This window comes from Mycobacterium sp. WUMAC-067, assembly GCF_020217485.1.
Taxonomy (GTDB): Bacteria; Actinomycetota; Actinomycetes; order Mycobacteriales; family Mycobacteriaceae; genus Mycobacterium.
Window position 1 is genome coordinate 40,744 of the sequence record NZ_JAEKMI010000009.1, and the last position, 15,031, is coordinate 55,774.

General features: G+C 67.7%; 11 protein-coding genes. 7 read left to right on the top strand and 4 right to left on the bottom strand.

Annotated elements, in window-relative coordinates; translation table 11 throughout:
* The first annotated feature begins 36 nt into the window (after positions 1-36).
* The 4 genes from ettA (at position 37) to JF781_RS08600 (ending at position 7,705) form a co-directional block, all read left to right on the top strand.
* Positions 37-1,713, top strand: coding sequence for an energy-dependent translational throttle protein EttA (gene ettA, locus JF781_RS08585; RefSeq protein WP_225327079.1), 1,677 nt, complete (start codon positions 37-39; stop codon positions 1,711-1,713).
* 78 nt (positions 1,714-1,791) lie between these two features.
* On the top strand, positions 1,792-6,636 hold the full coding sequence (locus JF781_RS08590) for an NAD-glutamate dehydrogenase (RefSeq protein WP_225327080.1): 4,845 nt from the start codon (positions 1,792-1,794) through the stop codon (positions 6,634-6,636).
* Complete coding sequence (locus JF781_RS08595; protein ID WP_225327081.1) at positions 6,633-7,046, top strand: thioesterase family protein; 414 nt, start codon at positions 6,633-6,635, stop codon at positions 7,044-7,046. Before JF781_RS08590 ends, JF781_RS08595 begins: the two co-directional genes overlap by 4 nt.
* Positions 7,034-7,705, top strand: coding sequence for a hypothetical protein (locus JF781_RS08600; RefSeq protein WP_225327082.1), 672 nt, complete (start codon positions 7,034-7,036; stop codon positions 7,703-7,705). Before JF781_RS08595 ends, JF781_RS08600 begins: the two co-directional genes overlap by 13 nt.
* 78 nt (positions 7,706-7,783) lie before the next feature.
* On the opposite strand, the gene JF781_RS08605 is transcribed toward JF781_RS08600, so the two are convergent.
* The 3 genes from JF781_RS08605 to JF781_RS08615 all read right to left on the bottom strand — a co-directional run bounded on the left by JF781_RS08605 (position 7,784) and on the right by JF781_RS08615 (position 10,901).
* Entirely contained in the window at positions 7,784-8,800 is a 1,017-nt protein-coding gene (locus JF781_RS08605) for a pyridine nucleotide-disulfide oxidoreductase (protein WP_225327168.1), read from the bottom strand.
* 88 nt (positions 8,801-8,888) lie between these two features.
* Positions 8,889-10,493: a glycoside hydrolase family 13 protein gene (locus JF781_RS08610; RefSeq protein WP_374109680.1), complete on the bottom strand. Its 1,605-nt coding sequence runs from the start codon at positions 10,491-10,493 to the stop codon at positions 8,889-8,891.
* 12 nt (positions 10,494-10,505) lie between these two features.
* Positions 10,506-10,901 (bottom strand): globin, encoded by a 396-nt coding sequence (locus JF781_RS08615; RefSeq protein WP_225327084.1) that lies wholly within the window; start codon positions 10,899-10,901, stop codon positions 10,506-10,508.
* 144 nt (positions 10,902-11,045) lie between these two features.
* Here JF781_RS08615 and JF781_RS08620 point away from each other — a divergent pair, with 144 nt between their 5' ends.
* From JF781_RS08620 to JF781_RS08630, 3 genes are all read left to right on the top strand, one after another.
* Positions 11,046-11,696 (top strand): HNH endonuclease, encoded by a 651-nt coding sequence (locus JF781_RS08620; protein WP_225327085.1) that lies wholly within the window; start codon positions 11,046-11,048, stop codon positions 11,694-11,696.
* Between the two features lie 67 nt (positions 11,697-11,763).
* On the top strand, positions 11,764-12,000 hold the full coding sequence (locus tag JF781_RS08625; RefSeq protein ID WP_225327169.1) for a hypothetical protein: 237 nt from the start codon (positions 11,764-11,766) through the stop codon (positions 11,998-12,000).
* Positions 11,987-12,454 carry a DUF5130 domain-containing protein gene (locus tag JF781_RS08630; RefSeq protein ID WP_225327086.1) on the top strand — a complete coding sequence of 156 codons (468 nt, stop codon included), beginning with the start codon at positions 11,987-11,989 and terminating at the stop codon, positions 12,452-12,454. Before JF781_RS08625 ends, JF781_RS08630 begins: the two co-directional genes overlap by 14 nt.
* On the opposite strand, the gene pepN is transcribed toward JF781_RS08630, so the two are convergent.
* Positions 12,451-15,030: an aminopeptidase N gene (gene pepN, locus JF781_RS08635; RefSeq protein WP_225327087.1), complete on the bottom strand. Its 2,580-nt coding sequence runs from the start codon at positions 15,028-15,030 to the stop codon at positions 12,451-12,453. The genes JF781_RS08630 and pepN overlap by 4 nt on opposite strands.
* Between the last annotated feature and the right edge of the window lies 1 nt (position 15,031).

A 15,031-nucleotide genomic window follows, 5' to 3' on the forward strand; every position in this document is an offset into this window, starting at 1 on the left:
CGAGATCACTCGCAACCAGAAAGGCACAACCGCGGCATGGCTGAGTTCATCTACACGATGAAAAAGGTCCGCAAGGCGCACGGCGACAAGGTGATCCTGGACGACGTCACGTTGAGCTTCTATCCAGGCGCCAAGATCGGTGTCGTTGGGCCCAACGGCGCCGGCAAGTCGAGCGTCTTGCGGATCATGGCGGGCCTGGACAAGCCGAACAACGGTGACGCCTTCTTGGCCAACGACGCGACCGTCGGCATCCTGCTGCAGGAGCCGCCGCTGAACGAGGAGAAGACCGTTCGCGGCAACGTCGAAGAGGGCCTGGGCGAGATCAAGGTCAAGCTCGACCGCTTCAACGAGGTCGCCGAATTGATGGCCACCGACTACTCCGATGAGTTGATGGAGGAGATGGGCAGGCTGCAGGAGGAGCTCGACCACGCCGACGCGTGGGACCTCGATTCGCAGCTGGAGCAGGCCATGGACGCGCTGCGCTGCCCGCCGCCCGACGAGCCGGTGACCAAGCTGTCCGGTGGTGAGCGCCGCCGGGTGGCGCTGTGCAAGCTGCTCCTGTCCAAGCCCGACCTGCTGCTCCTCGACGAGCCCACCAACCACCTGGATGCCGAGAGCGTGCAGTGGCTCGAGCAGCACCTCGCCTCGTATGCGGGCGCGATCCTGGCGGTCACGCACGACCGGTACTTCCTGGACAACGTCGCCGAATGGATCCTGGAACTGGACCGCGGCCGCGCCTACCCGTACGAGGGCAACTACTCCACGTACCTGGAAAAGAAGGCCGAACGGCTGGCGGTGCAGGGGCGCAAGGACGCCAAGCTGCAGAAGCGGTTGACCGAGGAGTTGGCCTGGGTGCGCTCCGGGGCCAAGGCGCGCCAGGCCAAGAGCAAGGCGCGGCTGCAGCGCTACGAGGAGATGGCCGCCGAGGCCGAGAAGACGCGCAAGCTCGACTTCGAGGAGATCCAGATCCCGGTCGGTCCGCGGCTGGGCAACGTGGTGGTCGAGGTCGACCATCTCGACAAGGGCTACGGCGGTCGCACCCTCATCAAGGACCTGTCGTTCACCCTGCCGCGCAACGGCATCGTCGGGGTCATCGGCCCCAACGGTGTCGGTAAGACGACGCTGTTCAAGACCATCGTCGGACTCGAGCAGCCGGACAGCGGCACGGTCAAGGTCGGCGAGACCGTCAAGCTGAGCTACGTCGACCAGACCCGCGCCGGCATCGATCCCAAAAAGAACGTCTGGGAAGTCGTCTCCGACGGCCTGGACCACATCGTCGTCGGCCAGACCGAGGTGCCGTCGCGCGCCTACGTCTCGGCGTTCGGGTTCAAGGGACCCGACCAGCAGAAGCCGGCCGGTGTGCTCTCGGGCGGCGAGCGCAACCGGCTCAACCTCGCGCTGACGCTCAAGCAGGGCGGCAACCTCATCCTGCTCGACGAGCCCACCAACGACCTCGACGTCGAAACCCTGAGCTCCCTGGAGAACGCCCTCGAGCAATTTCCCGGCTGCGCGGTGGTGATTTCGCACGACCGGTGGTTCCTGGACCGCACCTGCACGCACATCCTGGCGTGGGAGGGTGACGACGACAACGAGGCCAAGTGGTTCTGGTTCGAGGGCAACTTCGGTGCATACGAGGAAAACAAGGTCGAACGGCTCGGCGCCGAGGCCGCCCGGCCGCACAGAGTGACCCACCGCAAGCTGACGCGCGACTAGTGTCGGCTCTGCCCCCCGCCGCGCGGGACCGGGGCGTTTGAGCGCATTGACAACCGTCGCCAGTTGGGAGCAGTCGGCATGACGATCGATCCCGGAGCCAAACAGGATCTCGAGCCATGGACGACCTTCACCCAGCAGCAGGACATTCCCAAGTGGATCTCGAAAGCCTATGTGGAGAGCTATCGCGGTCCGCATAACGACCAGTCCGGGGGCGCCGAGACCAGGCCCATCGACCTGACCGTCCCGGCGGCGATCGTCACCCCGGCCATGCTGAGCGCGCACTACCGGCTCGGCCAGCACCGTCCCGACGGCGAGAGCCGCGTCGCCGTCTACCCCGCGGAGGACCCCGCCGGGTTCGGGCCGGCGCTGCAGGTCGTCACCGACCACGGCGGCATGCTGATGGATTCGGTCACCGTGCTGCTGCACCGGCTCGGCGTTCCGTACACGGCGATCATGACGCCGGTGTTCGACGTGCGCCGCAACCCCGCCGGCGACCTGCTCAGCGTCGAAGCGAAGCCCGAGGGCGCATCGCAATACGCCGGCGAGGCGTGGATACACGTGCAGCTCCTGCCGTCCGTCGACAGCAAGGGACTGACCGAGGTCGAACGGCTGCTGCCCCGCGTTCTGGCCGACGTGCAACAGGTCGCCAGCGACGCGTCGGCGTTGATCGCCGCCCTGACCGATCTGGCCGCACAGGTCGAAGCCAACCCCGACGATCGCTTCTCGGCGCCGGACCGCGACGACGTCGCGGCGCTGCTGCGCTGGCTGGGCAACGGCAATTTCCTGCTGCTGGGCTATCAACGCTGCCACGTGCACGACGGGCGGGTCTCCGGCGACGGGACCCCCGGCCTCGGCGTGCTGCGCACCCGCACCGGCTCCCGCCCCCGGCTGACCGACGACGACCGGCTGCTGGTCCTGGCGCAATCCGTGGTGGGCAGCTACCTGCGGTACGGCGCCTACCCGTATGCCATCGCGGTCCGCGAATACGCCGACGGCGGCGTGCTCGAGCACCGCTTCGTCGGGCTGTTCACGGTCGCCGCCATGAACGCCGACGTCCTGGAGATCCCCACGATCTCGCGGCGGGTCCGCGACGCGCTGGCGATGGCCGACAGCGACCCGATCCACCCCGGCCAGCTGCTGCTCGACGTGATCCAAACCGTTCCCCGCTCGGAACTGTTCACGCTGAGCGCCGAACGGTTGTTGGCGATGGCCAAAGCGGTGGTGGATCTCGGCCCGCAGCGCAACGCGTTGTTGTTCCTGCGCGCCGACAGCCTGCAGTACTTCGTTTCCTGCCTGGTGTATCTGCCCCGCGACCGCTACACCACGGCGGTGCGGCTGCAGATCGAAGACATCCTGGTCCACGAATTCGGCGGCACGCGACTGGAATTCACCGCGAGGGTCAGCGAATCACCGTGGGCGCTCATGCATTTCATGGTCCGCCTGCCCTCCGATGACCCCGGCGCCATCCACGTCGACGTCTCCGAGGACAACCGGATCCGCATCCAGGGGTTGCTGAGCGAGGCGGCGCGCACCTGGACCGACCGGATGATCGCCGCCGCCGCCGAAGGCTCCGTCGGGCACGCCGACGCGGAGTACTACGCCGACGCGTTTCCCGAGGTCTACAAGCAGGCCGTCACGCCGGCCGATGCCATCGAACAGATCGGGATCATCAAAGAGCTGCACGACGATTCGGTCAAGCTGGTGTTCCTGGAAGGCGAGGACGGATCCGCCCAGCTGACCTGGTTCCTGGGCGGGCGCACCGCCTCGCTGAGCCAGCTGCTGCCGATGCTGCAGAGCATGGGCGTGGTGGTGCTCGAGGAGCGGCCGTTCACCGTCACCCGGTCGGACGGGCTGCCGGTGTGGATCTATCAGTTCAAGATCTCCCCGCACCCGACCATCAGGTTGGCGTCGACGCAAGCCGAGCGCGACGCGATGGCCGAGCGATTCGCCGACGCCGTCACCGCGATCTGGCAGGGACGCCTCGAGATCGACCGCTTCAACGAACTGGTGATGCGCGCGGGGCTGCGATGGCAACAGGTCGTGCTCTTGCGCGCCTACGCAAAGTACTTGCGGCAGGCCAACTTCCCCTACAGCCAGTCCTACATCGAATCGGTGCTCAACGAACACCCCTCGACCGCGCGGTCGCTGGTCGCGCTCTTCGAGGCGTTGTTCGACCCCGACCCGTCGAGTGCCGCTACGGGTCGTGACGCGCAGGCGGCCGCCGCCGCGGTCGCGGCCGACATCGACGCGCTGGTGGGTCTGGACACCGACCGCATTCTGCGCGCCTTCGCGTCGCTGGTGCAGGCCACGCTGCGGACCAATTACTTTGTGACACGCGAGGGTTCGGCCCGGGTCCGCGACGTGCTGGCCATCAAGCTGGACGCCCAACTGGTCGACGAGCTGCCGCTGCCGCGGCCCAGGTACGAGATCTTCGTCTATTCACCGCGGGTCGAAGGCGTGCACCTGAGGTTCGGCCCGGTGGCCCGCGGCGGCCTGCGCTGGTCGGACCGTCGAGACGACTTCCGCACCGAAATCCTGGGTCTGGTCAAGGCGCAAGCGGTCAAGAACGCCGTCATCGTGCCGGTCGGGGCCAAGGGCGGGTTCGTCCTCAAGCGGCCGCCCCTGCCCACCGGGGACGCCGCCGCCGACCGGGACGCCACCCGCGCCGAGGGCGTCGCCTGCTATCAGCTGTTCATCTCCGGCCTGCTCGACGTCACCGACAACGTCGACCACGCGACCGGAAAGGTCAACCCGCCAACGGACGTCATCCGCCGCGACGGCGACGACGCCTACCTGGTGGTGGCCGCGGACAAGGGCACCGCCACGTTCTCCGACATCGCCAACGACGTCGCCAAGTCCTACGGCTTCTGGCTGGGCGACGCGTTCGCGTCCGGCGGGTCGGTCGGCTACGACCACAAGGCCATGGGCATCACCGCCAAGGGTGCGTGGGAGGCGGTCAAACGGCACTTCCGGGAGATGGACGTCGACACCCAGACCGAGGACTTCACCGTGGTCGGCATCGGCGACATGAGCGGCGACGTCTTCGGCAACGGCATGCTGCTGAGCAAGCACATCCGGCTGCTCGCCGCCTTCGACCACCGGCACATCTTCCTCGACCCGGACCCCGACACCGCGGCCTCGTGGGACGAACGCCAACGGATGTTCGACCTGCCGCGGTCCAGCTGGGACGACTACGACAAGGCGCTGATCAGCGAGGGCGGCGGGGTGTACAGCCGGGAGCACAAGTCCATTCCGGTCAGCCCCCAGGTCCGCGACGCGTTGGGCATCGGCGGTGAGGTCACCGAAATGACCCCGCCCAACCTGATCAAGGCGATCCTGCAGGCGCCGGTGGATCTGCTGTTCAACGGCGGGATCGGCACCTACATCAAGGCCGAGTCCGAATCGGATTCCGACGTCGGTGACCGCGCCAACGATCCGGTGCGCGTCAACGGTTCTGCGGTGCGCGCCAAGGTGATCGGCGAGGGTGGCAACCTCGGGGTGACGGCGTTGGGCCGCGTCGAATTCGATCTTGCCGGCGGCCGGATCAACACCGACGCGATGGACAACTCGGCCGGCGTGGACTGCTCCGACCACGAGGTCAACATCAAGATCTTGATCGACTCCCTGGTCACCGCCGGCAAGGTCAAGCCGGAGGAACGCAAACCGCTGCTGGAGTCGATGACCGATGAGGTCGCCCAACTGGTGCTCACCGACAACGAGGACCAGAACGACCTGATCGGCACCAGCCGCGCGAACGCGGCCAGCCTGCTTCCGGTGCACGCCAGGCTGATCCAGTACCTGGTGGACGAGCGCGGCATCAACCGGGAGCTGGAAGCGCTGCCCTCGGAAAAGGAGATCCAGCGCCGGTCCGACGCCGGCATCGGGCTCACCTCACCGGAGATGTGCACCCTGATGGCGCACGTGAAGCTGGGGCTCAAAGAGGAGATGCTCGAAACCGAACTGACCGAACAGGACGTGTTCGCCTCCCGGTTACCCCTGTACTTTCCGAAACCGTTGCGGGAACGGTTCACTCCGGAGATCCGCACGCATCAGCTGCGCCGCGAGATCGTCACCACCATGCTGATCAACGACCTGGTGGACGCCGCCGGCATCAGCTACGCCTTCCGGATCGTCGAGGACGTCGGCGTCGGATCGGTCGACGCGGTGCGCACCTACGTCGCCACCGACGCCATCTTCGGCGTGGGGGAGATCTGGCGGCGCATCCGCGCGGCGAATCTGCCGGTCGCCCTGTCGGATCGGCTCACACTGGACACCCGGCGGCTGATCGACCGCGCCGGACGCTGGCTGCTCAACTACCGTCCGCAGCCCTTGGCGGTCGGCGCCGAGATCAACCGGTTCGCCGCCAAGGTGAAGGCGCTGACGCCGCGCATGTCGGAATGGCTGCGCGGTGACGACAAGGCCATCGTGGAGAAGGAAGCCGCGGAGTTCGCCTCCCAGGGCGCACCCGAAGACCTGGCCTACACGGTGGCCGCCGGCCTCTACCACTTCAGCCTGCTCGACATCATCGATATCGGCGACATCAACGACATCGACGCCGCCGAGGTCGCGGACACCTATTTCGCCCTGATGGACCGGCTCGGCACCGACGGCCTGCTGACCGCGGTGTCCGAGCTGCCACGAAGGGACCGCTGGCATTCGTTGGCGCGCTTGGCAATCCGTGACGACATCTACGCCTCGCTGCGCTCGCTGTGCTTCGATGTGCTCGCCGTGGGGGAGCCCGACGAAAGCGGTGAAGAGAAGATCGCCGAGTGGGAACACCTGTCCGCCTCCAGGGTCGAGCGGGCCCGCCGGACACTGATCGAGATCCAGGAAAGCGGGGACAAGGATCTCGCGACGCTGTCCGTCGCCGCGCGACAAATCCGTCGCATGACCCGCACGAGCGGAAGAGGTTCATCGAGTTGAGCATCGGCTTCGTCGCGCCCGTGCTGGTGCGCTGGTCGGACATCGACATGTACCAGCACATCAACCACGCCACCATGGTCACGATCCTCGAAGAGGCGCGGGTCCAGTTCCTGCGCGAGGCATTCGAGGTGGACATCTTGACGATCGGGTTGCTCATCGCCGAGGTCAAGGTGACCTACAAGGGTCAGCTTCGGCTGGTCGATTCTCCGCTGCAGGTGACGATGTGGACCAAGCGGTTGCGGGCGGTCGACTTCACGCTGGGCTACGAAGTGCGTTCGGTCAGCGCGGATCCGGACTCGAAGCCCGCCGTCATCGCCGAGTCGCAACTGGCCGCCGTCCACATCGAGGAGGAGCGGCTGGTGCGGCTTTCGCCGCAGCATCGGGAGTACCTGCAGCGGTGGATCAGGTAGCCGACCGCGGCCTGTGGCTGGGCGCGCAATCCAGGGCCGAGCACCGCAGGGATCTGGCCGCGTTCCTCGACCGCGCGCTGCGACTCGATGAGGCGGCGATCATCCGCTTGCGGACCCGATCCGAGGGGCTTCTGACCGCCTGGGTCGCAACGGGTTTCGACGTGCTGGCCAGCAGGGTGGTGGCAGGCGAGGTCCGGCCCGGGGATCTGTCCGTGGGCGCGGACGCGCTGGCGCGCGGCCTGTCCTCGATGGACGACTCCGGCTACGTCGATCCCGGCTTCGCGATGGACTCGGCGTGGCGGGGCGCGTTGCCGCCGGAATCCGGCTTCACTCACATCGAGGACATCCCGGCCAGGGTGGTGCTCGGCCTGGCGCAAAGCGGCGCGCGACTTGCCAAGGAGCACAGCAGCTCTCACGGCCCGCCGGTTTCCCTGCTCGACCAGGAGGTCATTCAGGTGAGCGCCGCCGACGTCCACGTGGGGTTGCCGATGCGCTGCGTGTTCGCACTGACCGCGATGGGCTTCCTGCCGCAGTCACCCGATGCGGTCGACGCCGACGAGCTGATCCGGGTCCGCATCACTCCGACGTGGCTGCGTGTGGACGCGAGGTTCGGTTCGGTGTATCGCCGCCGCGGCGATCCGGCGCTGCTACTGGGCTGAGTTCAATGCCCGCCGGGGAGACGAACGAAATCAGGCTGAGTTTAAAGCGGCCGCCGGCGCTCCGGCGGTCGCCGAAGATCAGGGCCCGTAGCGCAGCCACAGCGGCAGAACGGCGTCCAGATAGTCCATGAATTTCTTCAGCCCCACCCGGAATTGCCCGTACCCGTAGGGATCCTGCGCGTACTGAGGAAACGCGATGCCCACCCCGAACAGGCCGGGAGCGAGGATTCCGTTGGTGCGGTTGTAGTCGAGCGGGCCCCACTGCGGTGTCTCGGGCAATCGTCGGCGTTCGAAGCCCACGGTATAAACCACCCGGTCGCACCGGGCCAGCTGCCCGGAGAACTCCGGGCTCGACACCCAGCACCGTTCCAGTCGTTCCGGAAGCACCCCGTCGATGTTTTCCCGCGCCCACACCGCCGCCTGGCCCTTCAGTCCGGTGTCGTCGAACAGGATCCAATCATCAAAGTACACAGCGTATTTCAGCGGGCTGCGGTAGAAGTTGATCACCCGCTTGACGGGGTGGCGCAGCAGATTCGGCAGCACGATCATGGACGAGTGCGATGAGCCGAACACGCCGACCGTCGCGCCCTGCAGCGGCTCCCGCGCGAGCTTCTCGGGATCGAGGGCGACCTCCACCGGAATTTCGTCGAGCTCGGGGTGGTAAAGCTTCTTGGCGGTCGCCCCGACGGCCAGGATCACGTTTGTGGAGACGATGTCGTCGTGTTCGGTCTCGATCCGCCACCGCCGGTTTTCCAGGTACAGCGCTGTCGCGGACGTCGTGAACGTGGCGACCTGCTCACGCAGATGCCCGGTGATCCACACCAGCGGTTCGGCCACCAGCCCCAGGGCGCAGGTTTCCCGGGGGTCGATTTCCCGCAGCGGCATGGGTGGCGCCTCGTCGAATCGAAATGACTTGGAGCCGTTGAAGTATTCGAGGAAGAGGCCCACGTGGGTATTGCTCGACACCGACCGCCACTTTTGGCCGATGTCGCCGCCGGCGAAGGCGGGATCGACCCAGGCGATCCTTTCGGCCGCGATCCCGTGATCGAGCAGCCGCCCCACCGCGGCGACGCCCGCCGGCCCGGCACCGATCACTGCCCACGCGTAGGAAGTCATGCACCACATATAGAGCAGTGCGCGGCGAAACGCCCACCGGGTCCCGGGCAGGTAAGCCCCGAGCCGACTACGCCAGCCAGGCCGCGGAGTCCGGGGGGAGTTTTCCGTCGAGCAGCGGCGCGCTCGCCAGGATGAGTTCCCCCGGCGGCAGGGGCGCGGGTTGTGCGCCGCTGTTGAGCGCGCACACCAGGCCGCCGGGACGTCGGAAGGTCACCGCATCGCCGGACGCGTCGAGCCACTCGACACCGTCGCCGTCGAATTCGACTCGCCGCTTGCGCAATTCGATCGCGCGCCGGAAGAACGACAGCGTCGAGTCGGGATCGGCGCTCTGCTTTTCGACGGTCAGCGCCGCCCATTGCCTCGGCATCGGCAACCAGGTGTCGGCACACGACGAGAACCCGAACGGGGGATCGTCGCCCGACCACGGGATCGGCACCCGGCATTTGTCGCGTCCGCGCTCGGTGTGTCCCGAGCGCTCCCACGTCGGGTCCTGCAGCACCTCGTCGGGCAGCTCGACGTCGGGCAGCCCCAGTTCCTCGCCGTTGTAGATGAACACCGCGCCCGGCAGGGCGAGCATCACCATCGCCATCGCGCGGGCCCGGCGCAGCCCCAGGTCGCCGCCGCCGTAGCGGGTGACCTCGCGGCCGACGTCGTGGTTGGACAGCGTCCAGGTCGGCACGGCGTCTTGCAGGGCGGTGGCGGCCAGCGAGTTCTGGATCGCGTCACGGATCGCGGCGCCGTCGAAGTCGATCCGCGTCAGCCGGAAATTGAACCCGAGGTGCAGTTCGTCGGGCCGCAGGTACTCCGCCCAGCGGGCGTTGTCGGTGACCCAGACCTCGCCGACGGTCACCGCCCCGGGATAGTCGTTGATCACCCTGCGGATGTCGCGGTGGATGTCGTGCACGCTCGGGTTGTTGAAGCGCGGGTCGTCGTCGGTGTGGTGCAACACCTTGGACTCGAGGTCGGGCGAATCCGGCAGGCCGGCCGGCTTGGCCATGCCGTGCGCCACGTCGATGCGAAAACCGTCCACGCCGCGTTCCAGCCAGAAGCGCAGCGTCTTCTCGAAATCGTCGAAGACGTCCGGGTGCTCCCAGTTGAGGTCCGGCTGCTCGGTGTCGAACAGGTGCAGATACCACTGGCCTGGATGGCCGTCGGGTTCGACCACTCGGGTCCACGCCGGTCCGCCGAAGACCGAGGTCCAGTTGTTTGGCGGCAGCTCCCCGTCGGCGCCGCGGCCGTCGCGGAAGAAGTACCGTTCCCGCGCGTCGGCGCCCGGGCCGGCCGCCAGCGCCGCGGCAAACCACGGATGGGCCGAACTGGTGTGGTTGGGCACCACGTCCATGGTGATCTTCATGCCCCGCCGGTGCGCCGCGGCGATCAGCCGTTCGATGGCGGCCATCCCGCCGAACAACGGGTCGATGTCGCGCGGATCGGCGACGTCGTAACCGTGGTCGGCCATCGGGGAGACCGTGACCGGGTTGAGCCAGATCGCGTCCACGCCGAGTCGCTCGAGGTGATCCAGGCGGGCCGTCAGCCCGTCCAGGTCGCCGACGCCGTCGCCGTCGCTGTCGGCGAACGACCTCGGATACACCTGATAAAACACCGCGCTCGACCACCACGCTGCCGGGCTCATGCTGCTCCGTTCGGTTCGCTGGGCATCAGAACTGGGCATCAGAACTGGGCTTCAAAACGATGAGTTGACCAGTGAATCGGCGGCCATCTCCAGATAGCTGAGCAACTCGCGGCGGTGCTCGTCGTCGAGTGTCGCCGAATCGATGGAGGCGACGGCCGTGTGCATGCAGCGCAGCCACGCGTCGCGCGCCAGCGGAGTGATCCGGAACGGGACGTGCCGCATCCGCAGCCGGGGGTGTCCGCGCAGGTCAGAGTAGGTGCGCGGGCCGCCCCAATACTGCTCGAGGAACATCCGCAAGCGCTCTTCGGCGCCCTCGAGGTCGTCCAGCGGATACAGCTCGCTCAGAATCTCGTCCTCGGGCACCTGAGCGTAAAAGCGCGACACGATCGCGTGGAAAGTCTCGGCACCGCCGACAGCGTCGTAGAAGGACTGTCCTACCTCATCCATCGCCGTCCATTGTGGGGCATCGCCGCGGCGGCGAGCGGAGGCGGCCCGATCGCACTCCTGCTGTTCACCGGCTGGACACGGCGTTTCACCTGCAATAGGGGTGCGATTGGCGACGAATCATGGTGGACTGTTCGCGGAGGATCTATGGCGCAGGGCAAAAGACGCCGCAGCCACCGCAGTAGTCAGGTGGCCGCGGCAGGGTTAACCGGGCCCACAACCGTGTCATCGCTGCACAGTGTTGAGATCCATCCGCCCGCCCGCCCGGAGGGCGCTTCCATCTGGAGTCGGCGGCGGGTGCTGCTGCTGAATTCCACCTACGAACCGCTGACCGCGCTGCCGATGCGGCGCGCGATCGTCATGGTGATCTGCGGCAAGGCCGACGTGGTGCACCACGACCCGGCCGGCCCGGTCATCCACTCGGCGACCAGCTCGATCGTGGTGCCGTCGGTGATTCAGTTGCGGTCGTACGTCCGCGTCCCCTACCGGGCGCGCGTCCCTATGACCCGCGCCGCGCTGATGCACCGCGACCGGTTTTGCTGTGTCTATTGCGGGGCGAAGGCGGACACCGTCGACCACGTGGTGCCCCGCAGCCGCGGCGGCGATCATTCCTGGGAGAACTGCGTCGCCTGCTGCTCGACCTGCAACCACCGCAAGGGCGACAAGCTGCTCAGCGAGCTCGGCTGGGCGCTGCGCCGGCCGCCGATGCCGCCGACGGGGCAGCACTGGCGGCTGTTGTCGACGGTCAAGGAGCTGGACCCGGCCTGGGCCCGATACCTCGGTGAAGGCGCCGCCTGAGCGCCAATCCGGTGTCCGGGCGCGCCGGCGGATCGCTTGGTGGGATACGGTTTGCGTCGTGAGTCCTATGCATCTTCACCTGTTCATCGTCGGCATACCGCTGTTGCTGGTGGTCGCGCTGTCGGTGCTGATCTGGTCCCGCAAGGGGCCGCACCCGGCGTCCTACAAGTTGGGCGAGAAGTGGACGCATCCGCCGATCCTGTGGGCCGCCATCGGTGAAGAGGTCGGCCACCCCCACGGCGGGCATGGGGGGCACGGCACGTCGGAATTCTCGGTCGGAGGTGGCGCCAGTGGCACGTGGTGAGGTAGCGACGAGGGAACCCGCCGAGCTGCCGTACGGCTCGGTGATCACCACCAGCGGACGGATCTCCGGCGTCACCGAGCCCGGCGAACTCTCGGTGCATTTCCCGTTTTCGACCAAAGATCTCGTGGCCGTGGACGACGCGCTGAAATTCGGGTCGCGGTCCTCCAAGACGCGTTTCGCGATCTACCTGGGCGACCTGGGCAGCGACACGGCCGCGCGGGCCCGCGAGATCCTGGCCGACGTGCCGACGCCGGACAATGCGGTGCTGCTGGCCGTCTCGCCCGACCAGAGGGTCATCGAGGTGGTTTACGGGTCCGCCGTCCGCGGGCGCGGCGCCGAGTCGGCCGCACCGCTGGGTGTCGCCGCCGCCTCCTCGGCATTCGAGCGCGGCGATCTGGTGGACGGGCTGGTCAGCGCGATCCGGGTGCTGAGCGCGGGGATCTCCCCGGCCTAAGCCTCGGCGGCGTCGAAACGGCGCGCGCGCAGCGAACGCTTCACCCCGGCCTGGCCCTCGAGCACCAGCCGCCGCAACGCGGCCGGGACCTCGGGGTCGGACAGGAATTCATCGGCCGCGGCGATGCCGTCCTCGCTGATATCCCAGTGCGGATACAGGCCGATCACCACCGTCTGGGCCACTTCGCTGGATCGGCGCGCCCAGACCCCGGAGATCGCCTCGAAATACCGCGTGGTGAACGGCTTGAGCAATTCATGCTGGGCCGGCGGGGCGATGCCCGCGATGATCGCGCGGGCGGTGATGTTGGCCAGGGTGTCGTCCTCGACCACCGTGGTCCACGCCGCCTCCTTGACCTGCAGCTGGGGCCGCGCCGTCGCGGCCTGGGCGCCGTGCCGCTTGCCGGCGGCGGTCGGGTCGCGCTGAACCTCGGCGTCGATGAACGGTGTCGCCGGTCCCTCGGCGTCGATCTCGCCGGCGGTGGCCAGCGCGGTGACGATCCGCCACCGCAGATCCGTGTCGATCTCGAGGCCCGGCAGTCCCAGGTCGGCGGGGGAGCGGTCGAGCAAATCCGCCAGCGCCACGACATGGCGAGTCGACAGGACCGACGAGCACAGCGTGTTGACGAAGGCGAGCTGGTGATCCGATCCGGGCTGCGCGGCGCGCGCCAATTCCAGCAACCGGTCGGCGAACTGCGGCCAGCCCTGCTCGCGCGCCCAGCCCGGCTCGGCGTAGGACGCCAGCGCCGTCTGCGCCTGAAGCAGCAGCCGCTGCGCCACCCCGACCTCGGTTTCGGCGTGCACGCCGCCCGCCACCAGGGCCACGAAATCGCGGGCCCGCAGTTCGGCCTCGCGCGTCATCTCCCAGGCCGCCGACCAGACCAGCGAGCGCGGCAACGGCTCGGCGACGTCGGCGATGCGACCCAGCGCGGTGCGCAGCGACTCGGCGTCCAGCCGCAACGAGCAATACGTCAGGTCGTCGTCGTTGACCAGGACCAGCTGGCCCCGCGAAACACCAACCAGCGCAGGAACTTCCGTCACCGGGCCCTCGACGTCGAGCTCTTCGCGGCGCACCCGGACCAGCTTTCCCGACCCGTCGTCGTCGTAGATGCCGATGGCCAGCCGGTGCACCCGGGTCTCTCCCGCGCCCGGGGCGGCCCCGCTCTGGGTCACCGCGAACCGCGTGAACCTGCCGTCACCGTCGACGTCGAAGTCGGGCCGCAGCGTGTTGAGCCCGGTCGTCTTCAGCCACTGCTGACCCCAGTCGGACAGGTCGCGCCCCGACGCTTTCTCCAAAGCGGCGACCAGATCGTCGAACGTGGCGTTGCCGAACGCGTGGGTGCGGAAGTAGTCGCGCAGCCCGGCCAGGAAGTGCTCCAGCCCGACGTAGGCGACGAACTGCTTGAGCACCGAAGCGCCCTTGGCGTAGGTGATGCCGTCGAAGTTCACCTCGACGGCGGCCAGGTCCGGGATATCGGCGGCGATCGGATGGGTCGAGGGCAACTGGTCCTGTCGGTAGGCCCACGACTTCTCGACCGTGGCGAACGTCGTCCAGGCCTCCGTGAATTCGGTTGCCTCGCTTTGGCATAGCACCGACGCGAACGTCGCGAAGGACTCGTTCAGCCACAGGTCGTCCCACCATGCCATGGTGACCAGGTCCCCGAACCACATGTGCGCCATCTCATGCAGCACGGTCTCGGCGCGCCGCTCGTAGGACGCCCGGGTGACCTTGCTGCGGAAGACGTAGTCCTCCAGGAAGGTCACCGCGCCCGCGTTTTCCATTGCGCCGGCGTTGAACTCGGGGACGAACAGCTGATCGTATTTCCCGAAGGCGTAGGGCAAGCCAAAGTTCTTGTGGTAGAAGCCAAATCCCTGCTTGGTCTGGGTGAAAAGCCGCTCGGCATCCATGTGTGGCGCCAGCGACGCCCGGCAGTAGATGCCCAGCGGTATTTCGCCGTGTTCGTCGGTGTAGGCGTCCTTCCACTCGGCGTACGGGCCGGCGATCAGGGCAACCAGATAGGTGCTCATCCGCGGGGTGGTGGCAAAGGTGTGCAGGCCGTCGTTCACCGACACCGTCGCGCCGTTGGAGATCACCTTCCAGTGCTTCGGTGCGGTCACCCGCATGTCGAAGGTCGCCTTGAGATCGGGCTGGTCGAAGCAGGCGAACATGCGCTTGGCGTCGGCGGTCTCGAATTGCGAGTACAGGTAGGTCTCGTCGTCGACCGGGTCGACGAACCGATGCAGACCCTCGCCGGTGTTGGAGTAGCGGCAGTCCGCGTCGACCACGACGACGTTGCGGTCGGCCAGCCCGCGCAAGGCGATGCCGGTCGATTCGTCGTATCCGGAGACGTCGAGGTCGCGGCCGTTGAGCGTGGCGGCGCGCACCGTGTCGGCGGCGATGTCGATGACCGTGTCGGCGCCGGCGAGCGCGTCGAACACCACCGTGGTGACCGAGCGGAAGGTCCGTTCGCCGGGACCGCCGTGGGAGTCGGTGAGATCGAGATCGATTTGATAGCTGGCGACGGTGATCAGGGAGGCGCGCTCGACGGCTTGTTCGCGGGTCAGGTTGGGGAGTGCCACG

Coding starts and splice junctions, on each gene's coding strand:
- ettA (WP_225327079.1), top strand. CDS start 37: ATGGCTGAGTTCATCTACACGATGAAAAAGGTCCGCAAGGCGCACGGC.
- JF781_RS08590 (WP_225327080.1), top strand. CDS start 1,792: ATGACGATCGATCCCGGAGCCAAACAGGATCTCGAGCCATGGACGACC.
- JF781_RS08610 (WP_374109680.1), bottom strand. CDS start 10,493: ATGCCCAGTTCTGATGCCCAGCGAACCGAACGGAGCAGCATGAGCCCG.
- JF781_RS08615 (WP_225327084.1), bottom strand. CDS start 10,901: ATGGATGAGGTAGGACAGTCCTTCTACGACGCTGTCGGCGGTGCCGAG.
- JF781_RS08620 (WP_225327085.1), top strand. CDS start 11,046: ATGGCGCAGGGCAAAAGACGCCGCAGCCACCGCAGTAGTCAGGTGGCC.
- JF781_RS08625 (WP_225327169.1), top strand. CDS start 11,764: ATGCATCTTCACCTGTTCATCGTCGGCATACCGCTGTTGCTGGTGGTC.